This is a genomic window from Pseudomonas japonica (assembly GCF_013522925.1).
Classification (GTDB): domain Bacteria; phylum Pseudomonadota; class Gammaproteobacteria; order Pseudomonadales; family Pseudomonadaceae; genus Aquipseudomonas; species Aquipseudomonas japonica_A.
Genome location: NZ_JAAMQU010000002.1, coordinates 112,748 through 130,252 on the forward strand (window position 1 = coordinate 112,748; position 17,505 = coordinate 130,252).

At 64.3% G+C, this 17,505-nt stretch carries 13 protein-coding genes and 2 pseudogenes; 7 read left to right on the top strand and 8 right to left on the bottom strand.

Annotated elements, in window-relative coordinates; all coding sequences use genetic code 11:
* Positions 1–48: 48 nt before the first annotated feature.
* From G7016_RS03160 to G7016_RS03195, 8 genes are all read right to left on the bottom strand, one after another.
* On the bottom strand, positions 49–1,668 hold the full coding sequence (locus G7016_RS03160) for a glucan biosynthesis protein D (protein WP_181111391.1): 1,620 nt from the start codon (positions 1,666–1,668) through the stop codon (positions 49–51).
* A 136-nt stretch (positions 1,669–1,804) separates the two neighbouring features.
* Complete coding sequence (locus tag G7016_RS03165) at positions 1,805–3,229, bottom strand: gamma-aminobutyraldehyde dehydrogenase (protein ID WP_181111392.1); 1,425 nt, start codon at positions 3,227–3,229, stop codon at positions 1,805–1,807.
* Between the two features lie 16 nt (positions 3,230–3,245).
* Entirely contained in the window at positions 3,246–4,052 is an 807-nt protein-coding gene (locus G7016_RS03170; RefSeq protein WP_181111393.1) for an ABC transporter permease, read from the bottom strand.
* On the bottom strand, positions 4,042–4,992 hold the full coding sequence (locus tag G7016_RS03175; protein ID WP_181111394.1) for an ABC transporter permease: 951 nt from the start codon (positions 4,990–4,992) through the stop codon (positions 4,042–4,044). The genes G7016_RS03170 and G7016_RS03175 overlap by 11 nt, the downstream gene beginning before the upstream one ends.
* A gap of 2 nt (positions 4,993–4,994) precedes the next feature.
* Positions 4,995–6,020 (bottom strand): ABC transporter ATP-binding protein, encoded by a 1,026-nt coding sequence (locus tag G7016_RS03180; protein ID WP_181111395.1) that lies wholly within the window; start codon positions 6,018–6,020, stop codon positions 4,995–4,997.
* Between the two features lie 100 nt (positions 6,021–6,120).
* The gene (gene ydcS, locus G7016_RS03185) at positions 6,121–7,272 is read right to left on the bottom strand and encodes a putative ABC transporter substrate-binding protein YdcS (protein WP_181111396.1); all 1,152 of its coding nucleotides are present in this window, start codon (positions 7,270–7,272) and stop codon (positions 6,121–6,123) included.
* A gap of 91 nt (positions 7,273–7,363) precedes the next feature.
* Positions 7,364–8,830 carry a gamma-aminobutyraldehyde dehydrogenase gene (locus G7016_RS03190; protein WP_181111397.1) on the bottom strand — a complete coding sequence of 489 codons (1,467 nt, stop codon included), beginning with the start codon at positions 8,828–8,830 and terminating at the stop codon, positions 7,364–7,366.
* 87 nt (positions 8,831–8,917) lie between these two features.
* Positions 8,918–9,826, bottom strand: a complete 909-nt coding sequence (locus G7016_RS03195) for a LysR substrate-binding domain-containing protein (RefSeq protein ID WP_181111398.1) — start codon at positions 9,824–9,826, stop codon at positions 8,918–8,920.
* A 350-nt stretch (positions 9,827–10,176) separates the two neighbouring features.
* On the opposite strand from G7016_RS03195, the pseudogene G7016_RS25770 reads away from it, so the two are divergent.
* From G7016_RS25770 to G7016_RS03225, 7 genes and pseudogenes are all read left to right on the top strand, one after another.
* A pseudogene (locus G7016_RS25770) lies at positions 10,177–10,599 on the top strand (MCP four helix bundle domain-containing protein); the annotation flags it as partial.
* 108 nt (positions 10,600–10,707) lie between these two features.
* Positions 10,708–11,739, top strand: a pseudogene (locus G7016_RS25775) (methyl-accepting chemotaxis protein); the annotation flags it as partial.
* Positions 11,740–11,753: 14 nt separating this feature from the next.
* Positions 11,754–12,263: a chemotaxis protein CheW gene (locus G7016_RS03205; RefSeq protein ID WP_181111400.1), complete on the top strand. Its 510-nt coding sequence runs from the start codon at positions 11,754–11,756 to the stop codon at positions 12,261–12,263.
* On the top strand, positions 12,260–13,513 hold the full coding sequence (locus G7016_RS03210; RefSeq protein WP_181111763.1) for a CheR family methyltransferase: 1,254 nt from the start codon (positions 12,260–12,262) through the stop codon (positions 13,511–13,513). The genes G7016_RS03205 and G7016_RS03210 overlap by 4 nt, the downstream gene beginning before the upstream one ends.
* Positions 13,510–14,193: a chemotaxis protein CheW gene (locus G7016_RS03215; RefSeq protein ID WP_181111401.1), complete on the top strand. Its 684-nt coding sequence runs from the start codon at positions 13,510–13,512 to the stop codon at positions 14,191–14,193. The genes G7016_RS03210 and G7016_RS03215 overlap by 4 nt, the downstream gene beginning before the upstream one ends.
* On the top strand, positions 14,190–16,463 hold the full coding sequence (locus G7016_RS03220) for a hybrid sensor histidine kinase/response regulator (protein ID WP_181111402.1): 2,274 nt from the start codon (positions 14,190–14,192) through the stop codon (positions 16,461–16,463). Before G7016_RS03215 ends, G7016_RS03220 begins: the two co-directional genes overlap by 4 nt.
* On the top strand, positions 16,460–17,470 hold the full coding sequence (locus tag G7016_RS03225; RefSeq protein WP_181111403.1) for a chemotaxis response regulator protein-glutamate methylesterase: 1,011 nt from the start codon (positions 16,460–16,462) through the stop codon (positions 17,468–17,470). The genes G7016_RS03220 and G7016_RS03225 overlap by 4 nt, the downstream gene beginning before the upstream one ends.
* Positions 17,471–17,505: the final 35 nt, after the last annotated feature.

A 17,505-nucleotide genomic window follows, 5' to 3' on the forward strand; every position in this document is an offset into this window, starting at 1 on the left:
CGAAGGCGTAGCACGCGAATAGGGTTTAAGAAAACAAGACCTATACGGTCACACGTACTTACGCTTCTCCGGCGCGGGCGGGAAGTACTGGTACAGCCAGGTTTCGCTGAGGGTGCGGTCGCTGGTGCGGATGAACAGGCGCATTTCCACCGGGTCCACGCTGTCGCTGGTGGGGTACCAGTCGAAGATCACCCGGTAGCCCTTGATGTCCGGGATCACCAGCACGTGGAAGTCCTGCACCTTGCCGCTCGATACGGTGACAACCGGCTCGATCCCGGTGCCTTCCGGCAACCGGTCCAGCCCGCCGCCGGTGAAGTCGATGGCAAAGCGGCGTGCCCATTTGTCCGGGTAGTGTTCGCCCGGCGCCCAGCCTTCGAGGAACCCGCCCATGCCTGAGCGCGTGGCGTGTACCCGTGCCAATGGCGTGCCGGTAGGGGGCAGGGCGCTCCAGTAGAGCTTGTAGCCGAAGCTCAGCGTATCGCCCGCGGCAACTGGCTTCTTCGGCGTCCAGAAGGCCACGATGTTGTCCAGGGTTTCGCCGGTGGTAGGGATTTCCAGCAGGTCGATCGAGCCCTCGCCCCACGCAGTGGTGGGCTCCACCCAGAGGCTTGGCCGCTTGCTGTACCAGTCCACCGTGTCCTGGTAGCTGGCGAAGTTGTGGTCGGTCTGCACCAGCCCGAAGCCCTTTGGGTTGGTGTCGGCGAAGGCGTTGAACTGCAACTTGGCGGGGTTGTTCAGCGGCCGGCAGATCCACTCGCCATTGCCGCGCCACATGGCCAGGCGGTCCGAGTCGTGAATTTCCGGGTGGATGGTGTCGCACATGCGGCGCTCGTGGGTGCCGCAGCTGAACATGGTGGTCATCGGCGCGATGCCCAGTTGCTGGATCGCCGTGCGCGCGGTCACCTGCATGTCCACTGCCATCACCACTTGCTCGGCCTGGCAGTCGATATCGAAGCGATAGGCGCCCGTGGCGCTGGGGGACTCAAGCAGGGCATAGACCACGAAACGGGTCGCGTCCTTGGTGGGCGTCTCGAACCAGAACTTGGTGAAATCGGGGAATTCTTCCTGGCGCTTGGCGTAGGTGTCCACCGCCAGGCCGCGAGCGGACAAGCCGTACTGCTTGGTGGCGTCTACCGCGCGGAAGTAACTGGCGCCCAGGAACGACACGATGTCGTGGCTGGCGATTTCCGGTGCCTTGAACAGCTTGAAACCGGAGAAGCCGAGGTCGCCCTTGAGCTGTTTCTGCTCCACCTTGCTGTCGTTGTAATTGAACAGCTCGGGGCGGAAATGCACCTCCCGCGCCTGGCGGTTGGAAGGGTCCACGCTGTACATGCGCACCGGCGTACGGAAGCCCATGCCCACGTGGAAGAACTGCACGTCCAGCTGGCCGTTGAGGTCCTTCCACAACGAATGGTTGGCGTCGTACTGGATGGCGTTGAACTGCTGCGGGGTCATGTTCGCCAGCGTGGGCGGCAGTTGCTGTTTACGGTCCGTGTAGGGCTGGGCGGCCAGTGCCTTGGCCTGGGCCTTGAGGCCCTCGAAGTCGAAATACTCGGCGTCGCCATTGGCGGTCGCGGCCAGGGCCCGGGCAGACATCAGCGCGGTGGACGACAGGCCGGTGTAGGCCGCCAGGGCCATGGATGCTTTCAACAGACTTCTGCGGTGCATAGACAACCCTTCGGTGAAAATTGGCAACGTTAGCCAAGGAGAGGGGCGCGACGCAATCTCAGAATGTTCGAGAGTGTCACAGCCATCCTTGCTTCACGGCCTGTGTAGAGCCGCGAAAGCAGGGATGGTTCACGCTTTAGTGCTTGAACATCACATGGCGCACCACGGTGTAGTCCTCCAGCCCGTACATGGACATGTCCTTCCCGTAGCCGGAATGTTTCTGCCCGCCGTGGGGCATTTCGCTGACCAGCATGAAGTGCGTATTCACCCAGGTGCAGCCATATTGCAGGCGAGCACTGAGGCGGTGGGCGCGGCCCAGGTCGTTGGTCCACACCGAGGACGCCAGGCCGTAATCAGAGTCATTGGCCCATTCCAGCGCCTGAGCTTCATCGCTGAAAGGCGTAACGGTCACCACCGGCCCGAACACTTCGCGGCGCAGAATCTCGTCATCCTGCTGTACGTCCGCCAATACTGTGGGCTCGAAGAAGAAGCCATCCCCTTCGATCACCTTGCCACCGGTGACCAGGCGGATGTGTGGTTGCGCCGCAGCGCGGGTCACGAAGCCTGCCACGCGGTCCCGTTGCTGGGCGCTGATCAAGGGGCCCAGCTCGGTATCTTCGGCTTCCTGCGGGCCATGGCGCAGGCTGCCGACCGCCTCGCCGAGCTTCTCTACGAAGCGCTCATAAATACCCTGCTGGGCGTATACCCGGCAGGCAGCCGTGCAATCCTGGCCCGCATTGTAGAAGCCGAAGGTGCGGATGCCCTCAACTGCGGCGTCGATGTCGGCATCGTCGAAGATGATCACCGGCGCCTTGCCGCCCAGCTCCATGTGCATGCGTTTCACCTGCGCCGCGGTACTGGAAATGATCTGCGAGCCGGTGGCGATGGAGCCGGTGAGCGATACCATGCGCACCTTGGGGTGTTCCACCAGGGGCCCGCCTACGGTGGCGCCTCGGCCGAACAATACGTTCAGCACCCCGGCGGGGAAGATGTCCGCGGCCAGTTCAGCGAGCTTGAGCGCGGTCAGCGGGGTGAGCTCGGAGGGCTTGAGTACCACGGTATTGCCAGCGGCGAGGGCGGGGGCGATTTTCCAGGCGACCATCATCAGCGGGTAATTCCACGGCGCGATGGAGGCGATCACGCCCACCGGGTCGCGGCGAATCATCGAGGTGTGGCCAGGCAGGTATTCGCCCGCCGCAGACCCACTGAGGCAACGCGCGGCACCTGCGAAGAAACGGAACACGTCGGCAATGGCTGGCAACTCATCGTTACGCGCCGCAGCCAGAGGCTTGCCGCAGTTGGCAGACTCCAGCCGGGCCAGTTCGTCGGCGTTGGCGTCGATGGCGTCGGCGAGTTTCAACAGGGCCAGCGAGCGGTCCTTCGGCGCCGTTTGCGCCCAGCCGTCGAAGGCCGCGTCGGCTGCGCGCACGGCCGCGTCCACCTGAGCCTCGCTGGCCTCAGGGATTTCAACCAGCACGCTGCCGCGCGCGGGGTCGAATACCGCTTGGCTCGCGCCTTCTCCCGCGACCAGTTGGCCGTTGATCAGCAGTTGGGTTTGCATGGTGCGATCCTCCAGTTCATTTGCCGCCACCGGCGACCGATTCGCCGCCGCGGGTCAGGTAGTAGGCGCCCAGAATGGGCAGCATGGTCACCAGCATCACCAGCAGGGCAACTACGTTGGTGACCGGTACGTCTCGCGGGCGGGCCAGCTGGTTGAGCAGCCAGATCGGCAAGGTGCGCTCGTTGCCCGCAGTAAAGGTGGTGACGATGATCTCGTCGAACGACAGGGCAAACGCCAGCATGCCCCCGGCGAGCAGGGCAGAGCCCAGGTTGGGCAGCATGATGTAGCGGAAGGTTTGCCAGCCGTCCGCGCCCAGGTCCATGGACGCTTCGATCAGGCTGTGGGAGGTGCGCCGCAGCCGCGCGATGACGTTGTTGTAAACGATTACCACGCAGAAGGTGGCATGACCGATCACGATCGTCAGCAGCCCAGGTTCGATGCCCAATACCTTGAACGCCGAGAGCAGCGCGATGCCGGTGACGATGCCGGGCAGGGCAATCGGCAGGATCAGCATCAGCGAGATCGCGTCCTTGCCGAAGAACTGCCGCCGGTACAACGCCGCCGAGGCCAGCGTACCTAGCACCAGTGCCACTGCAGTGGCCAGGCAGGCGACCTGCAGGGACAGCTTGATCGCCTCCACTACGTCCTGGCGGGCGAAGGCCACGCTGAACCATTTGAGGGTGAACCCGCGTGGTGGGAAGCTGAAGGCGGCGTCTTCAGTGTTGAAGGCGTAGAGCACGATCACCAGGATGGGTATGTGCAAAAAGGCCAACCCGCCCCAGGCGGCGATACGTAATGTGAGGGGCGCTTTTTCAGAGTGCATCGAAGGCCCCCAGGCGTCGGACGATGGACAGGTACACCGCGATCAGCACGATGGGCACCAGGGTGAAGGCCGCGGCCATGGGCAGGTTGCCGATGGCGCCTTGCTGGGCATACACCATGCTGCCGATGAAATAGCCCGGCGGGCCGATCAACTGGGGCACGATGAAGTCCCCCAAGGTGAGCGAGAAGGTGAAGATCGAGCCGGCGGCGATGCCGGGTACCGAAAGTGGCAGCACCACCTGGAAGAACGTTTGGCGCGGGGTAGCACCAAGGTCGGCGGACGCTTGCAGCAGCGAGGGCGGCAAGCGCTCCAGCGCCGCTTGAACCGGCAGGATCATGAATGGCAGCCAGATGTACACGAACACTAGAAAGCGGCCCAGGTGTGAGGTGGACAAGGTACTGCCGCCAATGCCCGGTACCTCCATCAGCCAGGCCAGCGCGCCGGCCAGGCCCAGGTGCTGCACGAACCACTGAGCCACGCCTCCCTTGGCCAGCAGTAGCGTCCAGGCGTATGCCTTGACGATATAACTGGCCCACATGGGCAACATGACCGCGATGTAGAAGAAAGCCTTGGTGCGGCCGGTGGTGTAGCGAGCCATGTAATAGGCCAGCGGAAAGGCGACAAGTGCGCTTGCCACTGACACCGCAGCCGCCATGCCCAAGGTGCGCAGAATGATGTCCAGGTTGGCGGGCACAAACAGCGCTTGCAGGTTGGCCAGGGTAAGGTCGGGCGTGACCGTCATGCTGAAGTCGTCGAAGGTGTACAGGCCTTGCCACAGCAGGTTAAGCAGTGCGCCAAGGTAGATCACCCCAAACCACAACAAGGGCGGCACCAGCAACAACGCCAGGTACAGGTTGGGCCGTCGATAGAGCAGGTCCGCCGCCCAGCGCGCAAGCGAGGCGCGGGCGGGCGAGGAGGGCGCATCCAGCACAAGGGTCATGGTCAAACGCCCTCGTCCAGCAGCGGCACCATGGCGCCACGCGGCCATGCCAGAGTGAGGCGCTGCCCGGGTTGCAGGGCGGCGGCGTCGGGCTGCCAGTCCTGGTTGGCCTGGCTCACGTTGAGCAACTGCCCGTTGTTCAAGCGCAGCTCATAGCGCGTGGCGCTGCCTTGGTACTGTACGTCCTGAAGGATGCCTTCGAGCCGCACCTGATCGGCCATCGCCGGCACGCCAAGGCGGATGTGTTCGGGCCTGATTGAAAATGCTCCGGGAACGCCGCGCAAGGCGGCTGCCAATTCACCCCGCAGCACGTTCGACGTACCCACAAACTCGGCCACGAACGCCGTGGCCGGCTTCATGTACAGGTTGCGCGGGGTATCGCACTGTTCGATGCGGCCTTTATTGAACACCGCCACCCGGTCGCTCATGGACAAGGCTTCAGTCTGGTCGTGGGTCACGAACACGAAGGTGATGCCCAGCTGGCGCTGCAGCTTTTTGAGTTCGCTCTGCATCTGTTCGCGCAGCTTGAGGTCGAGCGCACCCAGCGGCTCGTCCAGCAGCAGCACCCGTGGGCGATTCACCAGTGCCCGCGCCAGCGCCACCCGCTGGCGTTGCCCACCGGACAGTTGCGCGGGCTTGCGCTCGCCAAAGCCGACCAGCGCCACCATCGCCAGGGCTTCCTCGGCACGGTTCAAGCGCTCGGCCTTTGCCACGCCTTTCACTTTCAGGCCATACGCCACGTTGTCCCGCACATTCATGTGGGGGAACAACGCGTAATCCTGAAACACGGTATTCACGTCGCGTCGATACGGCGGCAGGCCAGCGGCTTCCTGGCCATGAATACGAATCGAGCCCGCGCTGGGCTGTTCGAAGCCGGCGATCAGCCGCAGGCACGTGGTTTTTCCCGACCCCGAAGGGCCGAGCATGGAAAAGAATTCGCCGTCGTGGATGTCGATCGACACCCGATCCACGGCCTTCACCTCGCCAAACAGGCGCGATACCTCGGTAAATTGCACAGCAGGGGTCATGGTAATTGCCTTCTGATCTGGCGGCCCATTCGCGAGCTTCGCCCGCTTCCTACCTGTTGGAAGCGGGCGAAGCCGGCCAGGCGTAGCTCGCGAAGCGGCGTTAGCGGCCGCCCATGATCGCTATATAATCCTGCGTCCACCGGCTATACGGCACGAACTTGCCGCCCTCGGCCTGCGGGGTTTTCCAGAAGGCGATTTTGTCGAACAGGTCAAAGCCATTGGTGGCGCAGCCCTCGGCGCCCAGCAGGTCGCTCGCCTTGCAGGCGGCCGGTACCGCGGGCAACGAGCCGAACCACGCCGCCACGTCCCCCTGCACCTTCGGTTGCAGGGACCAGTCCATCCACTTGTAGGCGCAGTTGGGGTGCTTGGCTTCGGCATGCAGCATGGTGGTGTCGGCCCAGCCGGTCGCGCCTTCCTTCGGCACAGTGGAGGCCACCGGCTGGTTGTCGGCCTTCAGCCCGTTGACCATGTACCCCCAGGAACTGGTAGCTGCAACGCCTTCGTTTTTCACGTCGCTCATCTGCACGGTCGCGTCGTGCCAGTAACGGTGGATCAACGGCTTTTGCTGGCGTAGCACATCAAGTACCGCCTTGTACTGGGCTTCAGTGAGCTGGTAAGGGTCTTTGATGCCCAATTCGGGCTTGGCCGACTTGAGGTACAGCGCGGCATCGGCGATGTAAATCGGCCCGTCATACGCCTGCACCCGGCCTTTGTTCGGCTTGCCATCAGGGAAGTTCTGCGGCTCGAACAGCACGCCCCAGGTGGTAGGCGCGGTCTTGAACACTTCAGTGTTGTACAGCAGCACGTTGGGCCCCCACTGGTAGGGCGTGCCGTACACTTGCTTGTTCACCACGAACCAGTCGCCACTGGCCAGGCGCGGGTCCACGTTCTTCCAGTTGGGAATCAGCGCGGTATTGATCGGCTGCACGCGCTTGCCCGCGATCAATCGCAGCGAAGCGTCACCCGAGGCGGTTACCAGGTCGTAGCCACCCTTGGCCATGAGGCTGACCATTTCATCGGACGTGGCGGCGGTTTTCACGTCCACCTTGCAGCCGGTTTCCTTTTCGAAGCCGGTTACCCAGTCATAGCTTTTGTCGCTCTCGCCACGCTCGATATAGCCCGGCCAGGCGATGATATTCAGCTGGCCTTCACCGGCACCTATGGCTGTGGGCAGGTCGGCGGCATGAACGCCAGCGGTTGCCAGCAGGGCGGTGGTAATGGCGCTGAGCACTGCGGTCTTTGGGGCGGACATGGATTTCCCTCTTTTTCAAATTATGGTCGGGGCAGTAAGCAAGCAGGCGCGCGGGGCGCTGATTATTGGAATGCTGAGCCAGGTGCAGGAGTCAGTTCAGCACCTCCCGCTGTCGCGCCATGATATGGCGCACCACGCTGTAATCCTGGAGAGAGTCGCTGGACAGGTCTTTGCCATACCCCGAACGCTTCAGCCCGCCATGGGGCATTTCGCTGGCCAGCATGAAGTGGCTGTTGATCCAGGTGCAGCCGTACTCCAGCCGCGCCGCCAACTGCAGCGCCTTATCCAGGTCGCGGGTCCACACAGAGGAGGCCAGGCCGTATTCGGATTCGTTCGCCCAGGCCAAGGCCTGGCCGGGTTCATCGAACCGGGTGACGGTCACCACCGGCCCGAACACTTCACGCTGAACGATCTCATCCTGTTGGCGGCAGCCGGCGAGCAGTGTGGGTTGGTAGAAGAACCCAGGCCCGGAATGGGCGGCTGCTCCGGTTACCCGTTCGATATGCGGTTGGCTCAAGGCGCGCTGCACAAAGCTGGCCACGCGGTCGCGCTGGCGGGCGCTGATCAGCGGCCCCAGGTCGTTGTCCTCGTCGCGCTTGCTGGCATAGCGCAGGCTTGCGACCGCCGCACCCAATTCTTCCACCAGCCGGTCATGGATGCCTGCCTGAGCATAGATACGGCAGGCAGCGGTACAGTCCTGGCCGGCGTTGTAATACCCGTAAGTGCGAATGCCCTCCACCACGGCATCAATATCGGCGTCATCGCACACGATCACCGGTGCCTTGCCGCCGAGTTCCAGGTGGGTGCGTTTGAGGGTGCGCGCCGCGGCCTGGAGCACCTTTTGCCCGGTCACGATATCCCCGGTCAGCGACACCATGCGCACGCGCGGGTCGCTCACCAGTTGCCCGCCCACGCCATCGCCGGCACCGCAAACGATGTTCAGCACCCCGGCTGGCAGCAGCTCGGCCAGCGCCGGTGCCAGCGCCAATATCGACAGAGGTGTGTGTTCGGATGGCTTGAACACCACGGTATTGCCTGCGGCCAGCGCCGGCGCGAGCTTCCAGGCGGCCATCATCAAGGGGTAGTTCCACGGGGCGATGGACGCAACCACGCCGATGGGGTCGCGCCGTACCATGCTGGTGTACCCCGGCACATATTCCCCGGAAAGTTGCCCCGTCTGGCAACGCACGGCACCGGCAAAAAAGCGGAACACGTCGACGCAGGCACTGAGGTCGTCCTGGCGAGCGAGGTGCAGTGGCTTGCCACAATTAAGGGCTTCGATCCGGGCCAGGCGATCGGCTTGCGCTTCGATGCAATCGGCGATGGCCAGCAGGCGTGAAGCCCGCTGTTGGGGCGTGGTCCTGGCCCATGTGGGAAAGGCTTGAGCGGCCGCGGCGATGGCGGCCTGCACCTGGGAGGTGCTCGCTTCGGCGACCAATGCCAGGCAGCTGCCATCGCTTGGGTCCAGAACGCTTTCTACGGCACCTTCCCCGGCAACGAGTTGGCCATCGATCAGCAGGGCGGTAAGCAAGGGCTCTGGCTGGACTGATGGGTTCATGGCACAGGCTCGGGCTGGCTGGGTTGCCTGAGCCTAGGCGCAGCGGCGTGGTAGCTACAAATTCCTAATATCGAAAGCCGCGTTCGGTTAAATCGAATGCTTGCGGGCGTGCTGTTCTCTCGCCACGGTGAGGAAAGGGTCCACCAGCATCGGGCGCGCGCTGCCGCGACGCCAGGCCAGCCCGACATCGAGCGTGCGGGTGAGGTCCACCACGCTGCGCGCTTCGATGATATCGCCCTCCAGCGACCATGGCCGGTAGGTCATGTCAGGCTGAATGGACACGCCCAGGCCGGCGGCAACCAGGCTGCGCACGGCTTCTGTGGAAGCGCTGCGAAGGCTTACCTGCGGCCTCAAGCCAGCGTGCTGCCAGATGCGCTGGGCGTTGTGGTCCATTTCATCCACGTTCAGCTGAATCAGCGGTTCAGCGGCCACGTCCGCAAGCGAGATATCGTCCCGCTCCAGCAAGTGATGCCGCGCTGGCAACCATAAACGGTGCGGCGAGTGGGTCAGCACTTCAGTTTGCAGGGCATGCCGGTCTTCCAGGTTGGAAAGGATCAGCACGCCTACGTCGATTTCGCCGTTGAGTAGCAAATGCTCGATGTAAGGGCGTTCATCCTCCATCACCCGCAGCTCGACGTTAGGGTAGGCGCGCTGGAACCGTGTGAGCAGGTTGGCCAGGTAGTAACCGGCAACGAGGCTGGTGACGCCAATGGTGAGGGTGCCGCTGATCTGGTCCGTGCTTTGTTGCAGGCTTCGCTTGGCGTTGTCCACCGTAGCGAGGATCAAATGTGCCTGGCGCAGAAACTGATGGCCTTGGTGAGTCAGGCTCATGCCCTTGGCGTGTCGGTTGAACAGGCTTACACCAATCTCCTCCTCCAGCTGCTGGATGGCCCCGGTCAGGGTGGACTGAGAGATAAACACCGCCTGCGCCGCCGCCGAGATCGAGCCCGTTTCGGCAACCGCGATGAAATGGCGAATCTGGCGCAAGGTCATCATGGGCAGCTATCTGAAAGGCCGAGGTGAACGGTGTTATATCGGAAAAACCGTGGGCGGGGAATGAGAGGGCCGGGCCGCGGTGAAGGGTAGAGGGCAAAGAACTAATAAGCGTTACCGATGATTTATAACGGAAAATCGGGTGTATCACCCTGCAAACAAGGTGATGGCAATTTCGTACCTGCCGACGCTGGCGTTGTGCCCCGGGATGGCCGAAAGTACGCGCCTTGCTTCAAGGCCGGTGGTCTATACTGCCCGGCTTTCGCGCGCGCGCTTACCTTCGAGGAGTGGTTGTGAAGAATTGGACTCTGCGCCATCGGATCCTGGCGAGTTTTGCTGTCGTGGTCGCCATCATGCTGTCCATGGTGCTCATCGCGTACACCCGGCTGATGATGATCGAGCAGGAGGCGGCCAGCCTTCGCAGCGAGAGCATTCCCGGGGTGTATTCGAGTTCGATGATGCGCGGCGCCTGGTCGGACAGCTATCTGTATACCCAGCAGCTGCTGGGCTTGAGCTACCAACGGGAACTCATCACCGCCGATGAGGAGCAGTACAAGGGCTTTGCCGAGCGCCTGGCCACGCAGATGGCGGTGTTCCGTCAAACCTTGCGCAGCGATGAAGAAAAGACCGCTTTCACCGAGTTCGAGCGCTGGCGCGGCACGTACGAAGCGGCACTGAAGCGAACCCTGGCTGCTTACCAGCAACGCCACTTCACTGAAGCCATGGAATTGCTTGAGCAGGAGCTGACCCCCGCCTGGACGTCGGGCCGCAAGCAGATCAACACCGTGGTGGACCTCAACCGCAAGGCGGCGGAGGAAGCCGGTGCATCCATCGAGCGGTCCGTGGCCACTACCAAACTGGTGATGCTGTGCTGCCTGCTGGTCGCGCTGATCGCGGCGATCAGCTGCGGGCTGCTGTTGCTGCGAAATATCATGGCGCCTACCAACAAGCTGCTGAGCATCCTCGAAGTGATGCGCGCCGGCGACCTCAGCGTGCGGCTCAACCTTGGCCGCAGGGATGAATTCAACGCGATCGAAACCGGCTTCAACGCCATGATGGATGAGCTCAACGCCCTGGTTTCCCAGGCGCAACGCTCGTCGGTACAGGTCACTACCTCGGTGACTGAAATCGCCGCCACGTCTCGCCAGCAGCAAGCCACGGCTACCGAAACTGCTGCCACCACCAGTGAAATCGGCGCCACCTCCCGTGAGATTGCCGCTACCTCCCGCGACCTGGTGCGCACCATGGGCGAGGTTACCGGGGCCGCGGACCAGGCTTCGCTGTTGGCCGGCAACGGCCAGCAGGGCCTGGCCCGGATGGCCGAAACCATGCAGCACGTGATGGGCGCCGCCGACCTGGTGAACGCCAAGCTGGCGACCCTCAACGAAAAGGCGGGGAACATCACGCAGGTGGTGGTCACTATCGTAAAGGTGGCAGACCAGACCAACCTGCTGTCCCTTAACGCAGCGATCGAGGCCGAGAAAGCAGGCGAATACGGGCGCGGCTTCGCTGTTGTCGCGACCGAAGTGCGCCGGCTGGCCGACCAGACCGCCGTGGCGACCTACGACATCGAACAGATGGTGCGTGAGATCCAGTCAGCGGTTTCGGCGGGCGTGATGGGCATGGACAAGTTCTCGGAGGAAGTACGCCGCGGGATGCTTGAAGTACAACAAGTGGGAGAGCAACTGAACCAGATCATCCATCAGGTACAGGCGCTGGCGCCCCGGGTACTCATGGTCAATGAAGGCATGCAGGCCCAGGCCACGGGCGCTGAGCAGATCAACCATGCGCTGGCGCAGCTGAGCGATGCCAGCAGCCAGACCGTCGACTCGTTGCGCCAGGCCAGCGCGGCCATCGACGAACTGAGCCAGGTCGCCGCAGGCTTGCGCGGCGGCGTGTCGCGTTTCCGAGTGTAATGGCCAGCACGCGCATGAACGCTCCCGGCGCACCGACCGGCAAGCTGGCCGGCACGTTGTTTTTGTTGTTCACCCTTGGCGAACAACGCTTCGCGCTGCCTGCGCGTGCCGTAGTGGAGGTGTTGCCGCTGCTGCCACTCAAGCCCGTGCCCCAGGCGCCGGCATGGGTAGGTGGTGTGTTCGCCTACCGTGGCAAGGTTGTTCCGGTGATCGACATGCGCGCATTGGCCCTGGGCGAACCGGCGGTACGCCGTACCAGTACTCGCATAGTGCTGGTGAACTACCAGCAGGGCCTGTGCCTGGGGTTGGTGCTGGAGCATGTAAGCGAAACGCTGCGCTGCGACCCGTCTGAATTCAAGCCCTATGGGCTGGCCAACCCCGAAGCGCGGTACCTGGGGCCCATCCGGGAAGACGCCCGTGGGCTATTGCAGTGGATCACCGTGGACGAGCTGTTGGATGAGCGCGCGCAAGCCCTGTTGTATGCCCCGGGTAACGCGGCCTTGCTCGACGGGGAGGGCGCCTGAGCATGGACCGGCGCTTCCTCGACTTCCTGTACCAGCGCATCGGCCTGGACGCTGCCTCGGTGGGCCCGGCGATGATCGAGCGTGTAGTGCGTCAGCGGCAGGCAGCGTTGGGGCTGGCCGCGCTAGAAGCCTATTGGGCACTGCTGAGCAGCGACGACGCGGAGCAGCAGGCGTTGATCGAGGCGGTGATCGTTCCGGAAACCTGGTTCATGCGTTACCCCGAGTCCTTCGCCGCCTTTGGCCGCCTGGCGAGGGCACGCTGGCACGAGCTGGGCGGCGCACGGCCGCTGCGCGTGTTGAGCCTGCCGTGCTCTACGGGCGAGGAGCCGTATTCGCTGGCCATGGCGTTGTTCGACGCCGGGTTGTCAGCGTCCGCCTTTGTGATCCACGCGGTGGACGTGAGCCCGCAGTCACTGGCCAAGGCACGCCGCGGCCTGTATGGCCGCAATTCCTTCCGAGGGGACTACAAGGCTTTCCAGGCGCGTTATTTCACCGCCACCCCCGAGGGGCATCACGTGCAGCCCCGGTTGCTGGAACAGATCCACCTGCAGCCCGGTAACATACTCGACCCCTTGTTGCTGGCCGGGGAACAACCCTATGATTTCGTGTTCTGCCGCAACTTGCTGATCTATTTCGATGTGCCAACCCAACAGCAAGCGGTCAACGCCTTGAAAGCCTTCACCCGCGAGGACGGCGTGCTGTTCATCGGGCCGGCGGAAGGTAGCCTGTTGGCCTCCAACGGCATGCGCCCGTTGGGGCTGGCGCAGGCGTTTGCTTTTGTACGCCAGCCAGAGCCCGCGCAGGCCCCGAGGCTGACCACGCCGTTACCGCTGCCGGTCCCCCGACCGGCGCCGCGCCCCACTCCAGTAACCGTGACGATGGCGCCCGTGCCTCGCCCTGTGCCGCCGGCAGCCCCGGTTGTCGAAGCAGCAGGCTCCGCCGCTTTGCTGGCGCAGATCGCCGCCCTGGCCGATGCCGGCAAAAGCGCCGAGGCGCGCGCGGCGTGCGAGCGCTACCTCAAGGACCACCCGCCCCAGGCCCAGGTGTTTTATTGGCTGGGCCTGTTGAGCGATGCGGGTGGGAATGCGCTCGAGGCGCAGAATTTCTATCGCAAGGCCCTGTACCTGGAGCCACAGCACCCTGAAGCGCTGGCGCACCTGGCCATGCTGCTGGCCGCCCGCGGTGATGCCGAAGGTGCCCGGCGGTTGCAGGCGCGTGCCACCCGCGCATTGAAGGAGCCCAAGGCATGAGCGACCAACAGCGGCCCGGCTTGACCTATTCGGCCGACGGCGCGGCGGTCACCTTCGACGCCTGCTGGAAGACCATTGGCGTGCGCGGCGACAGCTCCTGCCCGCGGTTGGCGGAATACGTGCGCTGCCTGAATTGCCCGGTGTTCGCCGACGCCGCCACGCTGCTGCTGGACCGCTACAGCCTGCAGCGTGAGCCCGGCGAACTGGTCTACCCCGAGGCCCCCGTAGCCGTTCCGTCACGCTCGCTGGTGGTGTTCCGTATCGCTGGTGAATGGCTGGGCCTGGCCACGCGCTGCCTGGTAGAAGTGGCGCCCAGCCAGCCGGTGCATTCCGTGCCGCATCAGCGTTCCCGTACCCTCATGGGCGTGGCCAACGTGCGCGGCGCGCTGGTGCCCTGCATCGCGCTCGGTCAACTGCTGGGCATTGAAACGGGGCAGGCTGCAGCGGCCAGCGGGAGAGTGGTGCCGCGCTTGCTGATTCTGGCCGCGCAAGGAGGGTCTGTGGTGGTGCCGGTGGACGAGGTCGATGGCATCCGTCGCTTCGATGAGCACCTGATCGAAGCGGGTGCCGGCCCTCAAAGCAGCCGCTTCACCCTCTCCGTGCTCGCCGATGGGCCCCGCACCTTGCGGGTGCTGGACGAGCAGGCATTGATGGTGGCGATCACCCGGAGCCTCACATGACCCCCGAGCAAATGCGCGACGCCTCCATGCTGGAACTCTTCGCGCTCGAAGCCGAAGGGCAGACCAGCGTGCTGAGCGCAGGCCTGCTGGCGCTGGAGCGCAACCCCCGTGACCCTGCGCAGTTGGAGGCCTGCATGCGAGCGGCCCATTCGCTCAAGGGTGCCGCCCGGATCGTGGGGGTGGATGCGGGTGTGCAGGTTGCTCATGTGATGGAGGACTGTCTGGTTGCCGCTCAGGCCGGGGATTTGATACTGGGCGCCGACCACATCGACGCCTTGCTCCAGGGCACGGACCTGCTCATGCGCATTGCGGTCCCGGACAAAGCGCCCGGCGCTGCGGATATCCAGGCGTTCATGGCGCAGCTGGCAGTCGCGCTCGATCCAGCCTCGGCGCCTGCCGCTGCGCAGCTCACGCCACCACCGGCAAGCGAGCCGCCGCCCGCAGAAATAGCCGCAAGCCCGGTGCCGCTAGCCCTGGAAGAGCCCGCTCCGGATGCGGCAGGGCCACGCCGCAGTAACGAAGGTGAGCGGGTGCTGCGGGTGACCGCCGAGCGGCTCAACGCATTACTGGACCTGGCCAGCAAAGCCATGGTTGAAACCCAACGGCTCAAGCCGTACCTGGCAACCCTGCAGCGGCTCAAGCGCATGCAAGCGCAAAGCCTGCGCGCGTTGGATGATCTGAAGGACAGCCTCGACGCCGGCCAGCCCATGGAAGACGTTCGCGCCGCCCTGGCTCAGGCGCGGACGATGCTGGGGGAAACCCAGCGGGTGCTGCTAGGCCAGGCGACCGAGCTGGACGATTACGGCTGGGACGCCGCTCAACGTGCACAACAGCTGTATGACACCGCCCTGGCGTGCCGCATGCGGCCATTCGCTGACGTGTTGAACGGCCAGGCGCGCATGGTCCGGGACCTCGGCCGCAGCCTCGGCAAGCAAGTGCGGCTGGAAGTAGAGGGCGAAAAAACCCAGGTCGACCGAGATGTACTTGAGCGGCTGGAAGGCCCGCTTACTCACCTGCTACGCAATGCCGTTGACCACGGGATTGAAGCACCGCAAGCCCGGGTGCTCGCCGGCAAGCCCGCCGAAGGCACACTACGGTTACGCGCGTCGCACCGCGCCGGGCACTTGTTGCTGGAGCTGGCCGATGACGGTGCCGGTGTGGACCTGGCGCGCTTGCGCCAAAGCGTGGTGCAGCGGCAGTTGGCCCCGGCCGAGACGGTGGACCGGTTGAGCGAAGAGGAACTGCTCGCGTTCCTGTTCCTGCCAGCCTTCAGCCTGCGCGATACCGTCACCGAAGTCTCTGGTCGCGGCGTGGGCCTGGATGCCGTGCAACACATGGTGCGTGACCTGCGTGGTTCAGTCGAGATGACCCAGGCGAGCGGGCAGGGGAGCCGCTTCCTCGTTGAAGTGCCGCTCACCTTGTCGGTGGTGCGCAGCCTTGTCGTCGATGTGGGAGGCGAAGCCTACGCCTTCCCCCTGGCTCATATCGAACACAGCCTGGCGCTGGCACCGGGCGATATCGTTCAGCTTGAAGGCCGCCAGCACTTCTTTCATCAAGGCCAGCAGGTGGGCCTGGTCGCCGCCAGCCAGTTGCTTCAACGCCCCGCCGCGCAGCATGCGGGAGGCAGCATTCGCGTGGTTGTGGTGCGCGAGCGCGATGCGCTCTACGGCATCGCGGTCGAACGTTTCATCGGCGAGCGGGTGCTGGCGGTACTGCCGCTGGATTCACGCCTGGGCAAGGTTCAGGACATCTCCGCCGGGGCTTTGCTGGACGACGGCTCGGTGGTGCTGATCATCGACGTGGAAGACATGGTGCGTTCAGTGGACAAGCTGCTGAGCACGGGCCGGTTGGAGCGCATCGACAATATGGCCGAAGGCGGCCGGCAACGCACGGGCAAGCGAGTGCTGGTGGTGGACGACTCCCTCACGGTACGCGAATTGCAGCGCAAGCTGCTGGTGGCGGCCGGCTACGAAGTGGCGGTTGCCGTGGATGGCATGGATGGCTGGAACGCCTTGCGCAGCGAACCGTTCGACCTGCTGATCACTGACATCGACATGCCACGCATGGACGGCATCGAACTGGTCACACTGCTGCGTCGCGATGCCCGCCTGAGCGCGCTTCCGGTCATGGTGGTGTCCTACAAGGATCGCGAGGAAGACCGCCAGCGTGGACTCGAGGCCGGGGCCGACTACTATTTGGCAAAAGCCAGCTTCCATGACGACGCGTTGCTCGATGCGGTCGCCGAGCTGATCGGAGGAGTCGAGGGATGAGGGTGGCGATTGTCAACGACATGCCGATGGCGGTAGAAGCGCTGCGCCGCGCGCTGGCCTACGACCCGGCCCATGAAATCATCTGGGTGGCCGGGGATGGGGAAGAAGCCGTGCGCCGCTGCGCCGAGGACCGGCCCGATGTACTGCTGATGGACCTGATCATGCCGAAAATGGACGGCGTGGAGGCTACCCGGCAGATCATGGCCAGCACGCCCTGCGCCATTGTGATCGTGACCGTGGACCGCGAGCAGAACGTGCACCGGGTATTCGAAGCCATGGGCTATGGCGCGTTGGACGTAGTCGATACCCCGGCGGTTGGCGCAGGAAACGGGCGAGAGGCCGCCGCGCCGCTGTTGCGCAAGATCGTCAATATCGGTTGGCTGATCGGCCCGCGGGGTGCCCCTGCCAAACGTCCGCCGGTCGCGCGGCCCCAGGGCGGCCAACCGCAGGGGCTGGTGGCTATCGGTTCCTCCGCGGGCGGGCCGGCGGCACTGGAAACGCTGCTCAAGGGCCTGCCGGCCGACCTTCCCGCAGCGCTGGTGCTGGTTCAGCACGTGGACGAGGTGTTTGCCGCAGGCATGGCCGACTGGCTGGCCACGGCGTCCCGCCGCCCCGTGAGGCTTGCGCGCGACGGCGACCGACCACAACCGGGCGATGTGCTGCTGGCGGGGACCAACAATCACCTGCGCCTGACCCGCGACGGTACCCTGACCTATACCGCCGAGCCGGTGGACGAAATCTACCGGCCATCGATCAACGTCTTTTTCGAAAGCGTTGCTCGCTACTGGCAGGGCAGCGCGGTGGGTGTGCTACTCACTGGCATGGGGCGCGACGGCGCGCAGGGGCTAAAGGCCATGCGCGAACGAGGCCACCTCACCATTGCCCAGGATCAACAAAGCTGCGCGGTGTTCGGGATGCCCAAGGCCGCGATAGCGATTGACGCAGCAGTGGAGGTGCGGCCACTGGAGCGCATCGCTTCACGCTTGATGGAAACTTTCGCACTATGAACAAACGGAACGGGCCACGCCGGCACACAGGCAGT

Coding starts and splice junctions, on each gene's coding strand:
- G7016_RS03160 (WP_181111391.1), bottom strand. CDS start 1,668: ATGCACCGCAGAAGTCTGTTGAAAGCATCCATGGCCCTGGCGGCCTAC.
- G7016_RS03165 (WP_181111392.1), bottom strand. CDS start 3,229: ATGCAAACCCAACTGCTGATCAACGGCCAACTGGTCGCGGGAGAAGGC.
- G7016_RS03170 (WP_181111393.1), bottom strand. CDS start 4,052: ATGCACTCTGAAAAAGCGCCCCTCACATTACGTATCGCCGCCTGGGGC.
- G7016_RS03175 (WP_181111394.1), bottom strand. CDS start 4,992: ATGACCCTTGTGCTGGATGCGCCCTCCTCGCCCGCCCGCGCCTCGCTT.
- G7016_RS03180 (WP_181111395.1), bottom strand. CDS start 6,020: ATGACCCCTGCTGTGCAATTTACCGAGGTATCGCGCCTGTTTGGCGAG.
- ydcS (WP_181111396.1), bottom strand. CDS start 7,272: ATGTCCGCCCCAAAGACCGCAGTGCTCAGCGCCATTACCACCGCCCTG.
- G7016_RS03190 (WP_181111397.1), bottom strand. CDS start 8,830: ATGAACCCATCAGTCCAGCCAGAGCCCTTGCTTACCGCCCTGCTGATC.
- G7016_RS03195 (WP_181111398.1), bottom strand. CDS start 9,826: ATGATGACCTTGCGCCAGATTCGCCATTTCATCGCGGTTGCCGAAACG.
- G7016_RS03205 (WP_181111400.1), top strand. CDS start 11,754: ATGAACGCTCCCGGCGCACCGACCGGCAAGCTGGCCGGCACGTTGTTT.
- G7016_RS03215 (WP_181111401.1), top strand. CDS start 13,510: ATGAGCGACCAACAGCGGCCCGGCTTGACCTATTCGGCCGACGGCGCG.
- G7016_RS03220 (WP_181111402.1), top strand. CDS start 14,190: ATGACCCCCGAGCAAATGCGCGACGCCTCCATGCTGGAACTCTTCGCG.
- G7016_RS03225 (WP_181111403.1), top strand. CDS start 16,460: ATGAGGGTGGCGATTGTCAACGACATGCCGATGGCGGTAGAAGCGCTG.